At 69.3% G+C, this 16,097-nt stretch carries 13 protein-coding genes and 1 pseudogene; 9 read left to right on the forward strand and 5 right to left on the reverse strand.

The features are described from left to right. The first annotated feature begins 360 nt into the window (after nucleotides 1-360). Entirely contained in the window at nucleotides 361-1,644 is a 1,284-nt protein-coding gene (locus tag AB0G35_RS24855; RefSeq protein ID WP_360953512.1) for an NPCBM/NEW2 domain-containing protein, read from the forward strand. A gap of 171 nt (nucleotides 1,645-1,815) precedes the next feature. Here AB0G35_RS24855 and AB0G35_RS24860 read toward each other — a convergent pair whose 3' ends face one another. From AB0G35_RS24860 to AB0G35_RS24875, 4 genes are all read right to left on the reverse strand, one after another. Continuing rightward, nucleotides 1,816-2,796, reverse strand: a complete 981-nt coding sequence (locus AB0G35_RS24860) for a hypothetical protein (protein WP_360953515.1) — start codon at nucleotides 2,794-2,796, stop codon at nucleotides 1,816-1,818. Between the two features lie 13 nt (nucleotides 2,797-2,809). Beyond that, nucleotides 2,810-2,977, reverse strand: a complete 168-nt coding sequence (locus AB0G35_RS24865; protein WP_360953518.1) for a hypothetical protein — start codon at nucleotides 2,975-2,977, stop codon at nucleotides 2,810-2,812. Nucleotides 2,978-3,224: 247 nt separating this feature from the next. Then, the gene (locus AB0G35_RS24870) at nucleotides 3,225-3,710 is read right to left on the reverse strand and encodes a helix-turn-helix domain-containing protein (protein WP_360953521.1); all 486 of its coding nucleotides are present in this window, start codon (nucleotides 3,708-3,710) and stop codon (nucleotides 3,225-3,227) included. A gap of 811 nt (nucleotides 3,711-4,521) precedes the next feature. Beyond that, on the reverse strand, nucleotides 4,522-4,995 hold the full coding sequence (locus AB0G35_RS24875; RefSeq protein WP_360953524.1) for a cupin domain-containing protein: 474 nt from the start codon (nucleotides 4,993-4,995) through the stop codon (nucleotides 4,522-4,524). Nucleotides 4,996-5,465: 470 nt separating this feature from the next. Between AB0G35_RS24875 and AB0G35_RS24880 the strand changes: the two genes are divergently transcribed. The 6 genes and pseudogenes from AB0G35_RS24880 (at nucleotide 5,466) to AB0G35_RS24905 (ending at nucleotide 10,159) form a co-directional block, all read left to right on the forward strand. Then, on the forward strand, nucleotides 5,466-5,747 hold the full coding sequence (locus tag AB0G35_RS24880) for a peptidylprolyl isomerase (RefSeq protein ID WP_360953527.1): 282 nt from the start codon (nucleotides 5,466-5,468) through the stop codon (nucleotides 5,745-5,747). A gap of 61 nt (nucleotides 5,748-5,808) precedes the next feature. Further along, nucleotides 5,809-6,024: pseudogene (locus AB0G35_RS24885) on the forward strand (GNAT family protein); the annotation flags it as partial. A 703-nt stretch (nucleotides 6,025-6,727) separates the two neighbouring features. After that, the gene (locus tag AB0G35_RS24890; protein WP_360953530.1) at nucleotides 6,728-7,240 is read left to right on the forward strand and encodes a sigma-70 family RNA polymerase sigma factor; all 513 of its coding nucleotides are present in this window, start codon (nucleotides 6,728-6,730) and stop codon (nucleotides 7,238-7,240) included. Continuing rightward, entirely contained in the window at nucleotides 7,237-7,944 is a 708-nt protein-coding gene (locus AB0G35_RS24895; RefSeq protein ID WP_360953533.1) for a hypothetical protein, read from the forward strand. Before AB0G35_RS24890 ends, AB0G35_RS24895 begins: the two co-directional genes overlap by 4 nt. A gap of 359 nt (nucleotides 7,945-8,303) precedes the next feature. After that, nucleotides 8,304-8,849, forward strand: coding sequence for a helix-turn-helix domain-containing protein (locus AB0G35_RS24900; protein ID WP_360953536.1), 546 nt, complete (start codon nucleotides 8,304-8,306; stop codon nucleotides 8,847-8,849). Next, nucleotides 8,840-10,159, forward strand: coding sequence for an MFS transporter (locus AB0G35_RS24905; protein ID WP_360953539.1), 1,320 nt, complete (start codon nucleotides 8,840-8,842; stop codon nucleotides 10,157-10,159). Before AB0G35_RS24900 ends, AB0G35_RS24905 begins: the two co-directional genes overlap by 10 nt. Nucleotides 10,160-10,527: 368 nt before the next feature. Here the strand turns inward: AB0G35_RS24905 and AB0G35_RS24910 are convergent, their stop codons facing one another. Beyond that, the gene (locus tag AB0G35_RS24910) at nucleotides 10,528-12,819 is read right to left on the reverse strand and encodes a serine/threonine-protein kinase (RefSeq protein ID WP_360953554.1); all 2,292 of its coding nucleotides are present in this window, start codon (nucleotides 12,817-12,819) and stop codon (nucleotides 10,528-10,530) included. 561 nt (nucleotides 12,820-13,380) lie between these two features. Here AB0G35_RS24910 and AB0G35_RS24915 point away from each other — a divergent pair. Both AB0G35_RS24915 and AB0G35_RS24920 read left to right on the forward strand, forming a co-directional pair. After that, complete coding sequence (locus AB0G35_RS24915; protein WP_360953542.1) at nucleotides 13,381-14,544, forward strand: acyltransferase family protein; 1,164 nt, start codon at nucleotides 13,381-13,383, stop codon at nucleotides 14,542-14,544. Nucleotides 14,545-15,197: 653 nt separating this feature from the next. Then, entirely contained in the window at nucleotides 15,198-15,641 is a 444-nt protein-coding gene (locus AB0G35_RS24920) for a TspO/MBR family protein (RefSeq protein ID WP_360953545.1), read from the forward strand. Nucleotides 15,642-16,097: the final 456 nt, after the last annotated feature.

Below are 16,097 nucleotides of genomic sequence, written 5' to 3' on the forward strand. Positions count from 1 at the left end.
GCGTGGTGGGCGGTAAGGGGGGCGGGGGTGGTGCCGCCCGGGCGGCGGCCAGGAGGCGAGTGGTGGCGCGCATGCGCATATGCCGGTGATCCGGGGCGAGTTGCGGTTGCCGTAGCCGTGCACCGGATCGCGTACCGCTGGACGGGATGGATCCGCGACGGCGGCAGCAGATGCCGGGGCTACCGGGAAGACGGCGAGTGGCATGGGCCTCGGGGGCCGGTCCAGCCGGCCGGTGCCCTGGCACAACACCCCACCGGGGCCTGGCTGGAACGGCGGTCCACCTGGCCGGCCGCCACATCCGCCCACGTCCTGCGGTATTTTCACTGTTCGTCAGGACGTCGAAGGGTCAGTAGCCCAATCATGCATGAGCAATTCGGCACCATCGGTGGGACAACGCCTTCCGACACCGAGCTGGTCCAGCGCATCCGTGCCGCAGCCCGGACCGGAAGCCGGGCGACGGCTGATCCGTATGGCACGTCGCCTCCGGACGGCGCAGCGAAGGCGGGCGCGGAAGCCCTCGACGAGTTTCACCGCCGGCACTACGCCCCCGTACTGGCCTACGCCCGCGCCTGCTCCAGAAGCTCCCAGGCCGCAGCGGATCTGGCGAAGGAAGCCATCGACGGCGTCCTGAACTCCCAAGAGCTGGTGGAGGGGGCTGACGCCGTATGGCGGGACAGGCTGCTGGCGGCGGTACGCCACACCGCCGCCGCCTGGCACCACAGTTCCCGGAACACCGAACTGCGCGACAACTTCGAGTCCTGGCTGGCCAACGAGTCAGGTGATGGACCCGGTCCTTTCGACGGCGAACGGGAGCCTGCCACCGGCGGCGAACCCGCCGTCGCCGGGCCCCCTCCGGGGGCGAAGCCGTCCGGCGAACCGCGCGTTGCCCAGCCGTCCCGATTCTCACCGGCGCGCATCGCCGTGCTCGCTGTCGCCGTGACCGTCCTGGCCGGCGGTGCCATATCCGTCGGCACCCTGCTCGGACCGGCGCGCCACCACATCGAGGCCGGCAGCCCCGAACGGTCCGGTCACTCATCGGCGACCACTCCGGACCACCCGCCGACGGCTTCGCCCAGCGGCTCGGCGACCGCCTCCCGCTCGCCGTCGGGCTCCCCGTCCCCCACCCGCACGAAGGCATCGAAGCATCCGCGTTCCCGGCCCTCGTCGTCGGCGAAGCCGTCGCCTTCCGGGCGCCCGGGTTCCGAGGACAAGCCGTCGACCGGCCGTATCACCTCGTTGAACACCCGGCCGTGGACCTCCAGCAGGAACGGCTGGGGGCCGGTGAGGCTGAACCGCAGCATCGACGGACGCCCCCTCACCATCCAGGGAACGAGCTACACCGAAGGGCTGGGGGCCCACGCCTTCAGCGAGATCACCTACCATCTCGGCGGCGCCTGCTCCGTCCTCAGTGTGGATGTGGGCATCGACGACGAGGTGGGCGCGAACGGCTCCGTGGTCTTCCAGATCTACCGGGACGGCACGAAGGTCGCCGACAGCGGGCTGATGACGGTCGACCAGCCCGCGAAGCACCTCACCGCAGACCTGACCGGCGGCAGCGAGATGCGGCTCGTGGTCACCGACGGAGGCAACGGCGACAACTCCGACCACGCCGACTGGGCCGGTCCCCTCATCACCTGCCGCTGACCGGTCGCGTACCAGTGCCACGACGGCGGCGGGTGCCCGCATCGCCGCCGTGGCCAAGGCGCGCTCCTTCGTTGTTCCGGCAGGCTTCCGCGCTGGGGCCCCGGCATACGACCGTCACCGATCCGGACCGCCACCGGCGAAGAAGGCCTCGGCATACCCCTTCATGCGGCATCAGCGCGTTGCGCCGTCGAGTCGGATCGCCTTCAACACGGGACGCAGCGCCTTGCGGACCACCCTGCTGGTGGCTGCCCGGCTGCGTATCACACTTCCCTTGGCCGGATCGAAGCGCAGGAAGTGCGCTCCCCACTCCGCGTCGAAGTGGACGACTCCCTTGAGTGGGTAGTCCCGCGTGCCCGAATCCGTGGGCTCCGGGTAGTCCGGCAGTGCCGGTGGCAACCCAGAGGCCCCCCTCCGTGAGGAAAGCGCGCCCTGTTGTTGCCCGAACGCCGTTGCCGACAGTCGCCGGAACGCTTCGTAGATCTCGGGGCCGTGGTAGACGGCCAGGAGGAGGCGGCAAGGGGGAAGGAGACGGATCGCCTCCAGGTACTCCCAGATCGTTCCGGCGCCCGGGCCCGCGACGAGCACGACCAGCCGCGCGCGCAGCATCAGCTCGCGTACGGTGTCCTGCCAGTCGTCCAGCGGCAGATAGATGCGGTGTGCGCCCGCGTAGGGGAGCTGCTCACCTGGTTGCCCCACCGCGATCAGGACGCCGAACTCCCGGAACAGCCGGCCGAGTTGCTCCTCCAAGGTGCGTCCCGAGGTGATGAAGCCCACGGGGGGCCAGGGGACCTCGGGTTGCTGCGCCATGGACGCTCCGTCCGGATCGGCGGCGAACGGACGCAGATACAGCACGAACGGGTCGTCGCTCAGGTCCGCCACGGAATGGATGACCGGCGTGAGGTACCGGCGTCCGTGGCGCGAGATCCGGCGGCCGGCATCGGACAGCCGCAGGCACACCTTCAGCACGAGGGTGTCGATGATGATCGTCCACCAGGACGACAGGCCCTCGGCCAGGACGAGCGGGAGAAAGACTCCGATGCCGTAGGCGGCGACGGCGAGGCGCCAGACGACGCCGATCACGACGAGGGTGCGGCCGATGACGCGATCCTCCCGGGTCCGTGACCTTGAGGAGGAACCGCGGTACGTCGTCATGCGGGCACCCGCGTCAGCTCGCGAGCGCCGTGAGCACCACGAGATACGCGGTGTAGCAGATCACGGGCACCCGCTGCTCCATGGCTGCGGTCACCTTGACCGCGGAGGCCACGCTGTTGAGGGAGAGGAAGAAGGGGGTGGCGAGATCGCGCCGCGCACCGGCCCGGTCGGCCGTCTCCACGCCCGGCTTGCCCTGCCCGCAGAGCGCAGCCCGGTGCGTCTCTCTGCGCGCACGGTAGGTGGAGGGCCGGATCGAGGAGTGCCGAAGCCTCTCCGCGCTCGGGTGTCATGAAGGCATCATGACCACCGGGCGGAAGGGCCGCCACTGCTTGGCCCAGAAACGCGACGCGCTCAACGGCCCGGCAGGTCATGGTTGTTCGCACGTACGGCATGTGCGTCCCCGCCGAAGACACCTCCGGTCTCACCCTTCAGCAACTACGAGGACGGCAGGGCACAGGCGTTTCCAGGAAAGTGCGTGAAGGACAAGGGCGCTGAGCGTGACGGGATCGGGCGTCCGGTGCCCGGGGGTGCCGTCGGCCGAGCAGGGACCGGGCGATCTCCAGGGCGAGGCGTAGCTCCAGGGTGCTGCCTGCGGTGGCGGCGGCGGGCAGGAGTTCCTCGGCGCGTTTGACCCGGTAGGTGACGGTGTTACGGGCCACGTGCAGGGTGCCGGCGGCGGCTCTCAGGCTGCGTTCCTCGGCGAGGTACACGCGCAGGGTCTCGCGCAGTTCGCGCACCCGGGCGCCGTCGGAGGCCAGCGGACCGAGGAGGTCGTGTACGAACCAGCGGGCGTGCTCGGGGTCGGTGGTGGCCAGGGCGACCAGGCGTACCTGGCGGTAGTCGGTCAGCCAGTCGCCGGGAGTGAGCCGGGCGATGCGTTCCGCCTCGCGTGCGCCATAGTGGCTGCGGCGCATCCCGGCCGTGCCGTGGGCGGGCGGGCCGAGGGCCGGGCCGGTCCCCCAGCGGCCGGGTCTCTTTTCCGGCCCGTCCGACCGAACAGTGCACGAGACTCCAGCCGCCGACGATCTCGTCCTCGGTCACCGACGGACCCCCAGGACCTTCAGGATCCCCAGGACCCCCAGGACCCCCAGGACCCCCAGGACCCCCAGGACCCCCGGGACCCCCGGGACCCCCGGGATCTCCTGGACCCCAGCGTCCCCCAGTGGCACCAACCGCTACGGCAACGGCCAGGCACCGATCGAGGACCTGCTCCAGGAGATTCAGGGCCTGGACCAGGCAAACGTCGCCAAGGCGACGTCACCCGCGGTCAAGGCGGAGCTGCAGAAAGACCTGACCGGCGCCACCGAGGCCCTCAGTGCCTACCGCTCCGGCGACGAGAAGACCTTCGACAACGTGCTGTGGGAGCGCGCCTCACGCGGCTCCGCCATGCTCCGCGCCTGCCACGGAATGGCGTCTAGGACCGATCGGCAGTAGGCGGCGGAGCGGGGCCGTTGTGGGGGCAGCAGAGACGGGCAAGCGGGACCTGAGCCACGTCACCGTCCGGAGCCTGCCGAAGGTCAGGGCGGTCCCCAGGCGTCGACGCCGTTGAGGAGGTCTCGCCCGGATCGCCCGGGTGGACTCTCTCAAGTCGGGGCTTGACGGCGGGCGTTCGCGGTTCCTGGCGTAACCGGATGGGCCCGGCCATGAGCAACGGTGGAGCCAGCACCGATCATCCACACGGCAGGAGTGGGACCGCAGTGCCTGGAACGGGGCGAGCGCGGCGCTTCACCCGGCCAACCGGTCCAGGTCCTCTTCCTGACACATGTCTGACTCCTTGACTTGGTACAGCTCGGGCACGGAGACCTTGATCGGCTCTTGCGTGGTCCGTGCGATCACGACGACCACGGGCTCGTTCGGGTCGGGATTCTCCTCGCGATGCGGGACGAACGGGGGGACGAGCAGGAAGTCGCCAGGACCGGCGGAGATCCGTACCTCCTGTATGCCGTCGTGGAAGACGAACACGGGGTGACCGCTGACCACGTAGATCCCCGCCTCAGACTCGCCGTGATGGTGGTTGTCCGTTGCGCTCAACGGCGCATTCTCCACCAGGCCCATCCAGAGCTTCTTCGACCCGACCGTGCCGCCACTGATAGCGGCATGGCCCTCCCACTCGCCGACACGAATGTGGTGGACGCGGTTGCCCAGCGGCCCGTTGCCGTCCGCGCTCAGTGCGGATCCGACGCCTCCGTGGGTACGCATCGTGTGGCCTCCTGATTGTTGTCGAGGGCGTTTGACCGAGCATCAGGCTGCGACCACCGCGTCCGGGACTACAACTCCTGTTGCTGTAATGGCAACGCGTGCCTTCAGGATGTTCCGGCGTTGCTCTATGCCGATCGACAAACATGGTCCGTGCTGGACGCCGGAGGGCCTGTCGGCACGACCACATGGTCCGCGCTGGACGCCGGCTGCTGATTGCCGGGACAGGCTCTGCCCAGCGGAGCATGCGGTTCACCGAGGCGTCGCACCAGCAGCCCTGCACCGACGGCAGCGGGAGAGCCTGTCTGCTGTGCCAGGGTGTGGTCGCCTGTGAGATGGTGCCTGTCTGACTTAAGAAGGCTGCTCAGGGATGCCGAAGGGACCTGCGCCTGGCTGGGCCGTGCTCGCTGCGCCGTGGGTCCTTGGCCGGTAACCCTGGCAGCGCTGATGTGTACTCGAAAGGACGTAACAAAATGGCTCGGGCTACCGCGCGTCACATCTTGGTCCCCAGTGAAGAGAAAGCGTCGGAGCTGAAGGCGCAGATCGCGGCCGGAGCGGATTTCGCCGAGGTCGCCAAGGCGAACTCCACGTGTCCCTCGGCGCGCCAAGGTGGTGACCTCGGATCGTTCGGTCCGGGTCAAATGGTCAAGGAATTCGACACGGTCGTCTTCTCTGCTCCGGTCGGCACGGTCGAGGGACCGGTGAAGACGCAGTTCGGGTTCCACCTCATCGAAGTCACCAGCCGGGAGGACTGACGCGAGGTGCCGGGCTGCGCCGTGGAGGTGTGGCCCGGTTCCGCCGGAGAGCGGCGGCCGGGAGGCTGCGCTGACCCTCCTGGCCCACGGCTTCGACGCCCTTGGGCTTCTTGAGATCCTCGCTGTCACCACGGCCACCAACCCTCGTTCGCAGGCGGTGATGCGCCGGATCGGCATGACGCGGGACCCGGCCGACGACGTCGACGACCTCACCGTGCCCGAAGGGCCACTGCGTCCGAACGTGCTGTACCGCATCGCCCGTAGTGCGAGGGTCTGAAGTTTTCCGCCGGGGCCGGTTTGATCAGGCTTCGGACGGCGAGGGGTCCTGCAGCATGCCGATGCCGGCGAGGTCCTTCTGATCCTGGCGCCGAGGGTGCCGAGGGTGCCGAGGGTGCCGAGGGTGCCGAGGGTCGAGGCCGTGTCCGAGCTGGTGGCGCCGCACTCCACCTCGCCTTCAGACCGCCGTCGAGGGCCATAGCCCCGGACCAGTGCTGCCGTCGCAGACGAGACGCCGGGCATTTTCCGGCAGTGCTCTGCCGAGCCCGGGAATCTGCGCTCGCGGGTGCGTGTCGATCGCGCAGCGCGGCAGCCATCGTCCGCGTACCGCCCGCGAGGCGGAGGACGGACGGGCGATTCTCGCGTGGAGCGCTTCCCCATCCGTAAGATTTTCCGGTTAGCCGTTGCACGATCTGGGGTCGGCGAACGCTATAGAGCCAGAGGAACACCAAGGTTTCTCCGAGGCGTTGGGGAGGGCGCCTCTCTCACCAGCGGGAGGGATTCCCAAGTACCGTGAAGCTTCATCTCATTGGCGACCTACTGACAGTCGCGATGGCCGCGCGTGTCTTCGGTAGGGACGCTCTGGCCGCACTGCGGCGCGCTGCTGCGGCCGGGGTACTGGTGGGCCTGTCAGAGCTGCGAGGCCGCTGCCCGGGCCGGGGAGGTGAGCGGTGACCCGCTACCGCCGCCTCAGAGCGCTCCCGATGACTGAGCTGCCTGCTGACTTCCGTGCCTTCCACGAGTTGTTCCGCGAGGTCTACATCCACTGGTCCGAGCTCTACCTCGCCAACCTCGCCGATGCCGAGGAGGCCGTGGACGACGCTTTCGAGCAGCTTTATCTCAGCTGGTCGGAAGTGCTGGAACACGAAAACCCCCACGCGTATGCATGGGTGGTGGTCAAACACCGGACCATTGACTATGCCCGTGCACGCGGACGCCGCCCCACCGTGATCGACCAGGCGGCCTTCGAGACCGCGGCCCTGCGCGACGCGGTCGACCCGATCGGCGAGTTGTCGGAGAGCATGCACGTCTATACGGCGATCCAGGCCCTGCCCGAGCGGCAGCACGATGTGATCGTCCTGCAGTACTGCCTGGGTTACAGCACCCAGGAGACCGCCGACATTCTCGGCGTCACCCCCGCGGGAGTCCGGTCCACTACCCGCTATGCCCGGCACCGGCTGCAGCGCGCCCTGGGCCTGGAAAAGGAGGAACGATGAGCACTTCCGCTGATCTTGATCGCGCACTGGCCAAGGCCCGGCTGCCCAGACGCGTCTACACCGGAACCCCGGCGGCCGAGGCGCGGCTGACCGCACGTATCAACGAACGTATGTGGCAGGGCGCGCTGTCCTTCGACGACCAGATGGAGCCCGCCCGGGCGGCCGCGGCCCGGGCTGCGGAACGTGCCGGCCTGCCGCACCGAATCCAGACCCGGCACCTGAACACGCTGTGCGAGACCGTCGTCGCCCGCGACTTGCACAAGCTCAGCACCTTCTTCTCCCGTCGCATTCTCGAACCTGAAGCTGCCCGCGTGCTGGGATGTGTGCTGCATCTGGCCCGCCGCTCCGACAGCGCCCAGTTCTGGTGGCAGTTCGCCGCCGGCGCCGGAGACATCGGGGCCGCCTGCTGCCTCTACCTGCACCACATGGCCCTCGGCGAGCGTCACGAAGCCAAGCTCTGGCGCGACCAGGCCAGGCTCGAATGCCACGAACCATCGACCCCCGAATTCGCCGACTGCGGCGATCTGGTCGCCGCCCTGCGGATCCTGGACGTCCTGCGCAAGGAGAACGCGGGCGTATCCGCGGCGGCCAACGCCGTCATCGCCTACGTCCCCGACGCCCTCGGCTTCGTTGACGACGTCGACCTGCCGCTGCCCGAAGCCGACTTCGCCACCCGCATCGAAGAACTCACCGCCAGCACCTGACCACGCCGACCGCGCACGGGCACCCACACCGGAAATGGCCGGCTCTCTGCCGTCGGGGAGGGCCGGCCACTTGTTCCGCGCGCCCTGAAGCCTGTGACGTGTCATTGCAGCTCGCGAAAACGATCGGCCTGAACTCGGCAACATACTCTGGTCAGTTGGACGGGATGATCCAGGCGGCGCCTGCGGACCGCCCTCGGCCCAGGTCCGCGTCACCGCTGCACCGACCGGGCACTCACACGTACGTCAGGGCGCTCAAGGCCCGCTGTACCGGACACCGGAAACCTCGTTGGGTGGACCGCTCGGCGACGCCCACCCAGAAATCCTCTTGCGCAATGGTCAAGGATCGTCGACCATTGCGCATGCCCACCGACGATCTTCCTGAGACGTTTCACGTCACCACTGACGAGCAGCTACGCGCCGTCTCCAACCTCACCCGTCACCGGATCATGGCCGTGCTCCGCTTCGAGCCCGCGACGATCACGCAGATCGCCGAGCAGGTGGGCCTCAAGAAGGGGAGTTCCAGCTATCACGTGCGGCTGCTGGAGCGGGCCGGCCTGGTCAAGGTGGTGCGGACGCGGAAGGTGCGAGGGGTCACCGAGCGGTACTACGCGATGGCCGCGCAGTCGATCGTGCTGCCCGACCCGGGGGCGGGGCAGCCGGATGTGCTGATGCGGCATGCGGTGGCCGACCTGGAGGCAGCTCCGGCAGAGGGCGAGCGGTTCGTACGGATGGCGCACCTGCGGCTTACCGAGGAGCAGTTCACGGAGCTGGGCACGCGGCTGCAGGCACTGGCGGACGAGTACCGGGAGCTGTCCGATCCGTCACTGCCGGACGCATCTCTCGTCTTCGCGCTGTTCCGGCCGGCGCCGCGCGAGCAGGCCGAGGGGGACGCCCGATGGGCATGAACGGACAGAAGTTGCCGACCGGGTTCGGACGGCTCTGGAGCGCGCAGACGATCTCCTCGCTCGGTGACGGGGTGTTGCATGCCGCGCTGCCGCTGATCGCGTTGACGCTGACGCGGGATCCGATGGCGCTCGCCGTCGTCACGGCAGCCGGAACGCTGCCCTGGTTGCTCTTCGGGGTGCTCGGCGGTGCGCTGGTGGACCGCTGGGACCGCCGGCGCACGATGTGCGTCGTGGATGCGGCGCGTGCGTTGCTGCTCGCGATACCGGCGGCGACGGCCGCGCTCGACGTGCTGAGCATTGGTCTGCTCGCGGTCGTCGCCTTCCTGCTCGGCCTCGGCGGACTCCTCTTCGACACCGCTGCCACGGCGTATCTGCCGGATCTGCTCGGCCGCGATCCGGCACTCCTGGAACGCGGCAACTCCCGCCTGCGCGGCACCCAGACCGCCGCGTCCGGCTTCGCGGGACCGCCCGCGGGCAGTGCGCTGCTCGCGCTCGGGCGGGCGGTTCCGCTGCTCGCCGACGCGGTGTCGTTCGCGCTGTCCGCATTGCTCGTGCGGTCGCTGCCCGCCGTGCCGCGGGCCGTGCCGAAGGCCGGCGAGTCGCTGCTTCGGCAGGCGCGGGCCGGAGCCTCCTACGTCTTCCGGGATCGGCTTCTGCTCGGGCTCGCGCTGCGGCCGGCGGTCGGGAACGTCGCCTTCCTCGCCGTGGAGACCGTCCTCGCCCTCTTCGCGCACGACCGTCTCGGCATCAGCACCTTCGGCTTCGGCCTGCTTCTCACGGCGGAGGCCACCGGCGGTCTGCTCGGCGCGGGCATCGCCTCCTTCCTCGGCCGACGGCTCGGCACCGGTCGCGCGCTGACCTGCACGGCCGCGGTCGAAGGGCTGGCCATCCTGGGGTTGGCCGCCGCCCCGAATCCGTACGTGGCCGGGTTCGCGCTCGCCGTCTGCGGGGCGGGCATGGGCGCCACGATGGTGCTCGGGCCCTCTCTCCGGCAGGCGATCGTCCCTGCCCAGCTGATGGGCCGGGTCGCCTCCACGTCGCGCATGCTCGCCATGTGCGCCGCCCCCTTCGGCGCCTTCCTCGGCGGCTGGCTGGCCACCACGTACGACATCCGCACCCCGCTCTGCGCCGCCGCCGGCCTCCTCCTCACCATGACCGCCATCACCGCGACCATGACCAGCAACCGCCGAGTCGAGGCGGCACTGCAAGGCGCCGCCTCGACCAGCGGCCCAGGCCCACTTGAACCCGAGGAGCCCGCCCGTCAGGGAGCCCCCGAACCGCAACAGCCCACCAAGATTCCGGAGCGCTGATCTACCCGACGTCGCGCTCTGCCACATCGACCGCTGCCGAGGCGATGCCGGCACCCCGGGGGAATATCGAATATCGCACGGAGGCAATACATGCCCTCCACCAGCTGAACAGCATCTCCGCGGTGTCCTGACCCAGGACGACTTCGACCTCCCCGGACCGGAGAAGCGAGAGCCGGACACCTCGATGGACGGTGGGTCAGAACGCAGAGGAGGGCGGTGGCGTCCAGAACGCAGAGGAGGGCGGTGGCGTCATCGGCACCCGACGACGCCACCGCCCTTGATCGTTCGCAGTCAACCCACGTACAGATCACAACAAGGTTCCCGCGGTGCTCCCCGGCGATGTCGCAGCCGCCGTCCAGCCACCCGGGTCAGCCCGCCTTCGGCGGCTTCTGCGCGTCGAAAGCGAAGAGAGTGTTCTTGGCCGCGGCCACGATCACCGCACGCCCCGAAAGAGTCACCCGCGGGCTCGCGCCCCCCTCGCCCGTCAACCCATCGGCCTGCGGATCCGTTGTCCACAGGAGTTTGCCATCGTGCGGCGACAACGCGACCACCCGTCCGGTGGCCGAGCTGAAATACAGTGCGCCGGCTCCCGCGACAGGACCCGACGCGCCCTCCACGCCAATCTGCCGCGACCACTTCTTCCGGCCGGTCGCGGGGTCGAGTGCCGTGACGAGACCGGTCTGCCCGCTCACGTAGACGGTGCTGCCCGCCATGCCGGGCGTCCCCGTGTACGTCTTGGCCAGGCGGGAGTACGTGACCTTCTGCGAGGCCGGATCGACCCGTGCCACCCCGTTGTAGCGGTCCAGCTCCGTTCCCCCCATGTGTACGTGCAGGAGTACGAGCCTGCCGTTGGCGACACCCATCGGCACGGCGGGGCCGTTGACCGCGATGGGCCTGCCCAGTGTCCCCGAGGCGCGGTCGACCGGGTACAGGGTGGGGTGGTGCACCGCCAGGGCATCCACCTCCGCATCCGTCGCGCACATCGCGAGGAGCTGCGAGCCCACCGGGACGGGAGCGCACTGCTTGCCCGCAGGGAACGACGACGTCCATGTGACCTGACCGCTGTGCGCGTTGCGGGCCTCCAAGCGGGAGTTGGAAGCGTCGACCGTCACGACGTCGGAGCCGATCACGATGGCGTCCTGAGTCCGACCCGTGACGGCCGTCGACTGGGCGCCGGACGGCACGGACCACAGCTCCCGGCCGTTGTCCGCGTCGATGGCCACCACCTCGCTGCGCGGGTCCTGCGGGGCGTCCTGGGCGGCGAAGCGGTAACCGACCACCGTGTCGTCGGTGGCGCCCACCAGGTGCATGCCATTGGCGGGGACGCCGGGGCTCTTCGCCGTCCACACCCGCGAGCCGTCCTTGGCCCTGATTCGGGCCGCGACAACACCGCCGCCCCCGCAGAACAACGCGTCGCCGTGCGCGACGCAACGCAGCTCGTCGGGTATGTCCTCGCGACCGCCCGGCACGGTCCGGTGCCACGGTTTGAAGCCGTCCGGAAGTGCGGCGACCGGGGCCGCGAGGCTCTTGCCCTTGTCGCCGCCGCTGTTCCCCCCGAAGCCGCCCGTCGTCAGCGCCGCGACTCCTCCACTGATCGCTGCCACCGTGACCGCGACCGAAGCCGCGAGCACGGGACGCAATCGGCCACGCAATCGGCCATGCGGTCGGCGGGCGATGGAGGTGTCGACGCTCCCCGCACCGGGACCGGCCGGGGTGGTCGTCGGGGCAGTCGGCGCCAGGGCAGTCGGCGCCGGGGTGGCCGGCGTCGGGGTGGCCGGCGTCGCGAAGTGATGCTGGGTGATCATGTCGCGGGTGCGGCCCGCACCGACTCCGCTCGTGTCGGTCTGGCCGAGGTCGGCCGGCAGGTCCCGTAACAGCACGAGGAGTTCGTCCGCCGAGGGGCGCCCGTCGGGCTCCTTGGCCAGGCATGACTCGACGACCGTGCGCAAGGCCACCGGCACGTCCTCCAGCGACGGCACCCCGTGCACCACCTGATACGCAACGATGTACGGGCTCTCCGCGTCGAAGGGCCCGTGGCCCGTCGCCGCGTACGCCAGCAGCGTCCCCAGCGAGAAGACATCGGACCGCGGTCCCACATCACGCGGCGCCAGCAACTGCTCCGGGGACATGAAGGGCGGCGTACCGATGACCCGCCCCGTCATCGTCAGCGTCTGCTGGTCCGCGGCGCGCGAAATGCCGAAGTCGATGACGCGTGGGCCGTCTGGTGAGAGCACGACGTTCGAGGGCTTCAGGTCACGGTGGACGACCCCCACCCGGTGGATGTCCCGCAGAGCCTCCGCCAGCCCGATGGCGAGCCTCCTCAGCTCCGCTCCGCTCAGCGGGCCCTTCGTGGCGATGCGCCGGGAGAGCGTGTGCCCCTGGATATAGGTCGTCGCCATCCACGGCTGCTCGGCCTCAGGGGCAGCGTCGACCACGGCGGCGGTGAACGCGCCACTCACCCGCCTTGCCGCCGCCACCTCCTGTCGGAAGCGGGTGCGGAACACGTCGTCCGCCGCGAACTGCGGGTGGATCAGTTTGATCGCGACAGGTCGCCCTGAACTCGTACGGGCCAGAAAGACGGTGCCCATGCCACCCGAACCGAGCCGGGCCTCAAGTGGATAACCACCGATCTCGGCTGGATCACCTTCGCGCAGCGACACTCTTCCCGACCTCTCGTCCCCCGTGTACCTCTGCCACCACGGGCCTTCGTACCAGTCCCGCATACAAACTAGCCGCTCCAGCGCCGGTGCCTGACACCCCTCCCGCTCCGTCAGTTTGTGCAGCTCCTGCTCGAAGTGCTGCACGGCCCGCCTGCTCGGCCACCTGCCGCAACTCGTCCACTCGACGCCCGACAGCAGCTGAGAGCTGTGCGACGGCCTGCCGGCCGGCGAGGTAGCTGCCCAGGCGGGAGAGCCGGGCGCGTGCGAGGGCTGGGTCTCGCGGCGGCACCGTCGCTCGGGCGCCATCCGATGCCCGGAGCGGCTCTTCCGCCGCAGCGCGACTGACGGCTGGCCCAGATCGCCGCGTACCCACCCCCCTTGAGGCAGATGACGCGGCATCAGACAAGCGGAACACACAAATGGGCCGGTCGTCGCGCCGAACTGACGGACGGACGACGGATCAGTCGTGTGGACGGTTTTGCCCATTACAGCTGTGCGGCTAGGGTGCCTCAAATGTTCCGCGCGGCCATACCCCCCGAACGTACTATGGACCCGGCGCCCGTGGGGCGGCAGGATCCCGCCCCACGCATCGATCCCACGTCCGACGGCAGAGATCCGTTCTTCGACAACGCGAAGTACCTGGCGGTCGTCCTCGTCGCCATGGGGCACACGTGGGAGCCGCTCACCCACGGTGGCCGGGTGGCGATGGCGCTGTACATGACCGTCTACACCTTCCACATCCCGGCGTTCGTCCTCATCTCCGGCTATTTCTCCCGCGGATTCGACCTCAGCCCGGCCAAGCTCAAGCGGCTCATCACCAGTGTCGCCGTGCCGTACGTGGTGTTCGAGGTTCTCTACGCCTACTTCCAGCGCTGGGTCCACGACACCCCGAACGAGCCGGTCAGCCTCACCAGCCCGTACTACCTGGACTGGTTCCTGGCGGCTCTCTTCATCTGGCGGTTGACCACCCCTCTCTGGAATCTCGTGCGTTGGCCCGTCCCACTGGCGCTGGTGATCGCCGTGCTCGCGGCGGCCTCACCTCAGGTCGGCAACGACTTCGCCATGCGGCGGGTACTGCAGTTCCTGCCGTTCTTCGTCCTCGGACTGCACCTGAAGCCGGCCCACTTCGACCTGCTGCGGCAGCGCGCGATCCGCGTCGCGGCAGCGCCGGTGATGCTGGCCGCCGTCGTCTTCGCGTACTGGGCGGCGCCGCGCATGAACTCCGCATGGTTCCGGCAGAACAACGCCGTACAGGACCTGGGCATGCCGTCGTGGGTCTCCCCGGTCATGGAACTCGCGCTGTTCGGCTGCGCCTTGGTGCTCACCGTGTGCTTCCTGGCTCTGGTGCCACCGCGGCAGACGTGGTTCACGAAGCTGGGCGCGGGCACGCTGTACGGCTATCTGCTGCACGGTTTCGCGATCAAGATGGCACGCTGGTCCGGTTGGTACGACACTCTCCCCTGGGTGCGCACGCCGGTCGGCGAGGTCGTGGTGACGTTGCTGGCCGTCACGCTGATCACGCTGCTGTGCACGCGGCCGGTACGGCGGGTGTTCCGATACGTGATGGAGCCGAAGATGTCCTGGGCGTTCCAGCGCGATGCGGCCGCGTCGGCGCGGAAGCGGGCGGGCACCGCTGACGCCGTTTCCGCACACTCCCCAAGCGGCAGCCGGACAGGCAGGCCCGAGGCCGAACTCGCGGACCAGCAGGCTGGACGCCCCGTCTGAGTGATCCGACCTTGGCACACCTGGCATACCTTGCATTCCTGGCGTCGTACTTGACGCACCTGGCGCACCGGGTGGGCACCAAGCTGCGCCGGGACGTTTAGGGAGATAGGCCGCGAGGTGGTCGTAGAGGCTGAGGCCGATGTCAGGCGCTCTCTGCTGAGCTCAGGGGCGCGGTGGTGCCGTGGTCCGCTGTAATCGGCCCGGGGGACGTTAGCGCAGGTCAGAGCGCTCTGGCGATGAGCTGGCAGGGAAGCGTGCTCCTCCGCGCGCCACCCACAGGAGGTTCTTCGCCAACTGGTGGTACAGAGCTCGTGCCGCCTTTCGGCGGGGCGGTCAGGAAGTCGCGGAGGAGTCATAAGTGTTCGGTGGGTCCCCGGTCGCGGTACCCGGGGACCCACCGCCACATTGCCGAGGGCATTCACCAACCGGCCCCTGCAGCGCCCAGGCCGGGACTGCTCTTGAGCGGACCGAAGTCAAGTGGTGGTACCACCTGGTCCTCAGCTGGCAGCGTGCACTTTTGCTCCATTTGCCTGGGCATGGGGGGATCCGTTGGTTGGTTCCCGCTTGTAGGCGGGAATGCGAGAGAGATGAGACGGGTCAAAGCGTTGCGAACCGCAAGCTCCTCCACTCCAGGCACGTACGGGACCTACGCGGTGACCGCCACGATGGTGGCCGCGGCCGCTGTGTTGGGGGCGAAGGCAGTGGACACCGAAAGCTCCTGGTACCGGCAGCTGGATAAGCCGCGGTGGCAGCCGCCGCCCTGGAGTTTCGCGGCGGTGTGGACGCCGCTGTACGTCTCGATCGCCTGGGCCGGCGGCCGCGCACTGCAAACCGCACAAGGGCCCACCCGGCGCCGGCTGGTTGCCAGCCTGGGTACCAACCTGGCAGTGAATGCGGCATGGACCTGGCTCTTCTTCGCCCGCCACAGCGTGCGGGCCGGTGTGGCCGGCACTGTCTTGCTCGACCTCAGCAACGCCGAGCTGATCCGTCGCACGGCACGCACCGACCCCACCGCCGCCGCAGCCCTCCTCCCGTATGCGGCCTGGTGCGCGTTCGCCACCGTCCTGAACACCGCCATCGCACGCCGCAACGCATGAACCGTGAGGCGGGCGTCCAGACACACAGCCGGTTGGGGCCTTCAAGGAGACCGGGCGAAGGCGATGCGATACGACGGACGCGCCGACGTCTTCCACAGACTCCGCGGTGACGTGCGACTCACCTCCGCCTGCGCGGAGGCGAGCTGACATCAGAAGCATGACGGCGGCCGAAGCGGTCGGGGTTACGTGCGTCCGGCGGCCGGTTCGCTCGTCGAGGATCGCTCCGCCCTCCTCGGTGAGGACCGGATGGGCGCTCTCACGCAGCTGCCATACGGCTGTTCACCTCCCACCAGTCAGAGGTGGTGGTGTGGAGCTGTCGGAGCCAGACCTCGGTGGCGACCGCGAGGTGCAGGGGCCCCTTAGACGCCGTTTCTGATGGTGTGATCGCTCGTTGAGCCGTGCATGACGGATCTGGTTGAGCGGTTGGTGCCGGACGAGTTGTGGGTGCTGTTCCGG

It is taken from the genome of Streptomyces sp. NPDC021749, from assembly GCF_040640655.1.
Classification (GTDB): Bacteria; Actinomycetota; Actinomycetes; order Streptomycetales; family Streptomycetaceae; genus Streptomyces.

What these genes read in the sequence shown, in the direction of transcription:
- AB0G35_RS24855 (WP_360953512.1), top strand. Translation starts at nt 361, where the DNA reads ATGCATGAGCAATTCGGCACCATCGGTGGGACAACGCCTTCCGACACC.
- AB0G35_RS24860 (WP_360953515.1), bottom strand. Translation starts at nt 2,796, where the DNA reads ATGACGACGTACCGCGGTTCCTCCTCAAGGTCACGGACCCGGGAGGAT.
- AB0G35_RS24870 (WP_360953521.1), bottom strand. Translation starts at nt 3,710, where the DNA reads ATGCGCCGCAGCCACTATGGCGCACGCGAGGCGGAACGCATCGCCCGG.
- AB0G35_RS24875 (WP_360953524.1), bottom strand. Translation starts at nt 4,995, where the DNA reads ATGCGTACCCACGGAGGCGTCGGATCCGCACTGAGCGCGGACGGCAAC.
- AB0G35_RS24880 (WP_360953527.1), top strand. Translation starts at nt 5,466, where the DNA reads ATGGCTCGGGCTACCGCGCGTCACATCTTGGTCCCCAGTGAAGAGAAA.
- AB0G35_RS24890 (WP_360953530.1), top strand. Translation starts at nt 6,728, where the DNA reads ATGACTGAGCTGCCTGCTGACTTCCGTGCCTTCCACGAGTTGTTCCGC.
- AB0G35_RS24895 (WP_360953533.1), top strand. Translation starts at nt 7,237, where the DNA reads ATGAGCACTTCCGCTGATCTTGATCGCGCACTGGCCAAGGCCCGGCTG.
- AB0G35_RS24900 (WP_360953536.1), top strand. Translation starts at nt 8,304, where the DNA reads ATGCCCACCGACGATCTTCCTGAGACGTTTCACGTCACCACTGACGAG.
- AB0G35_RS24905 (WP_360953539.1), top strand. Translation starts at nt 8,840, where the DNA reads ATGGGCATGAACGGACAGAAGTTGCCGACCGGGTTCGGACGGCTCTGG.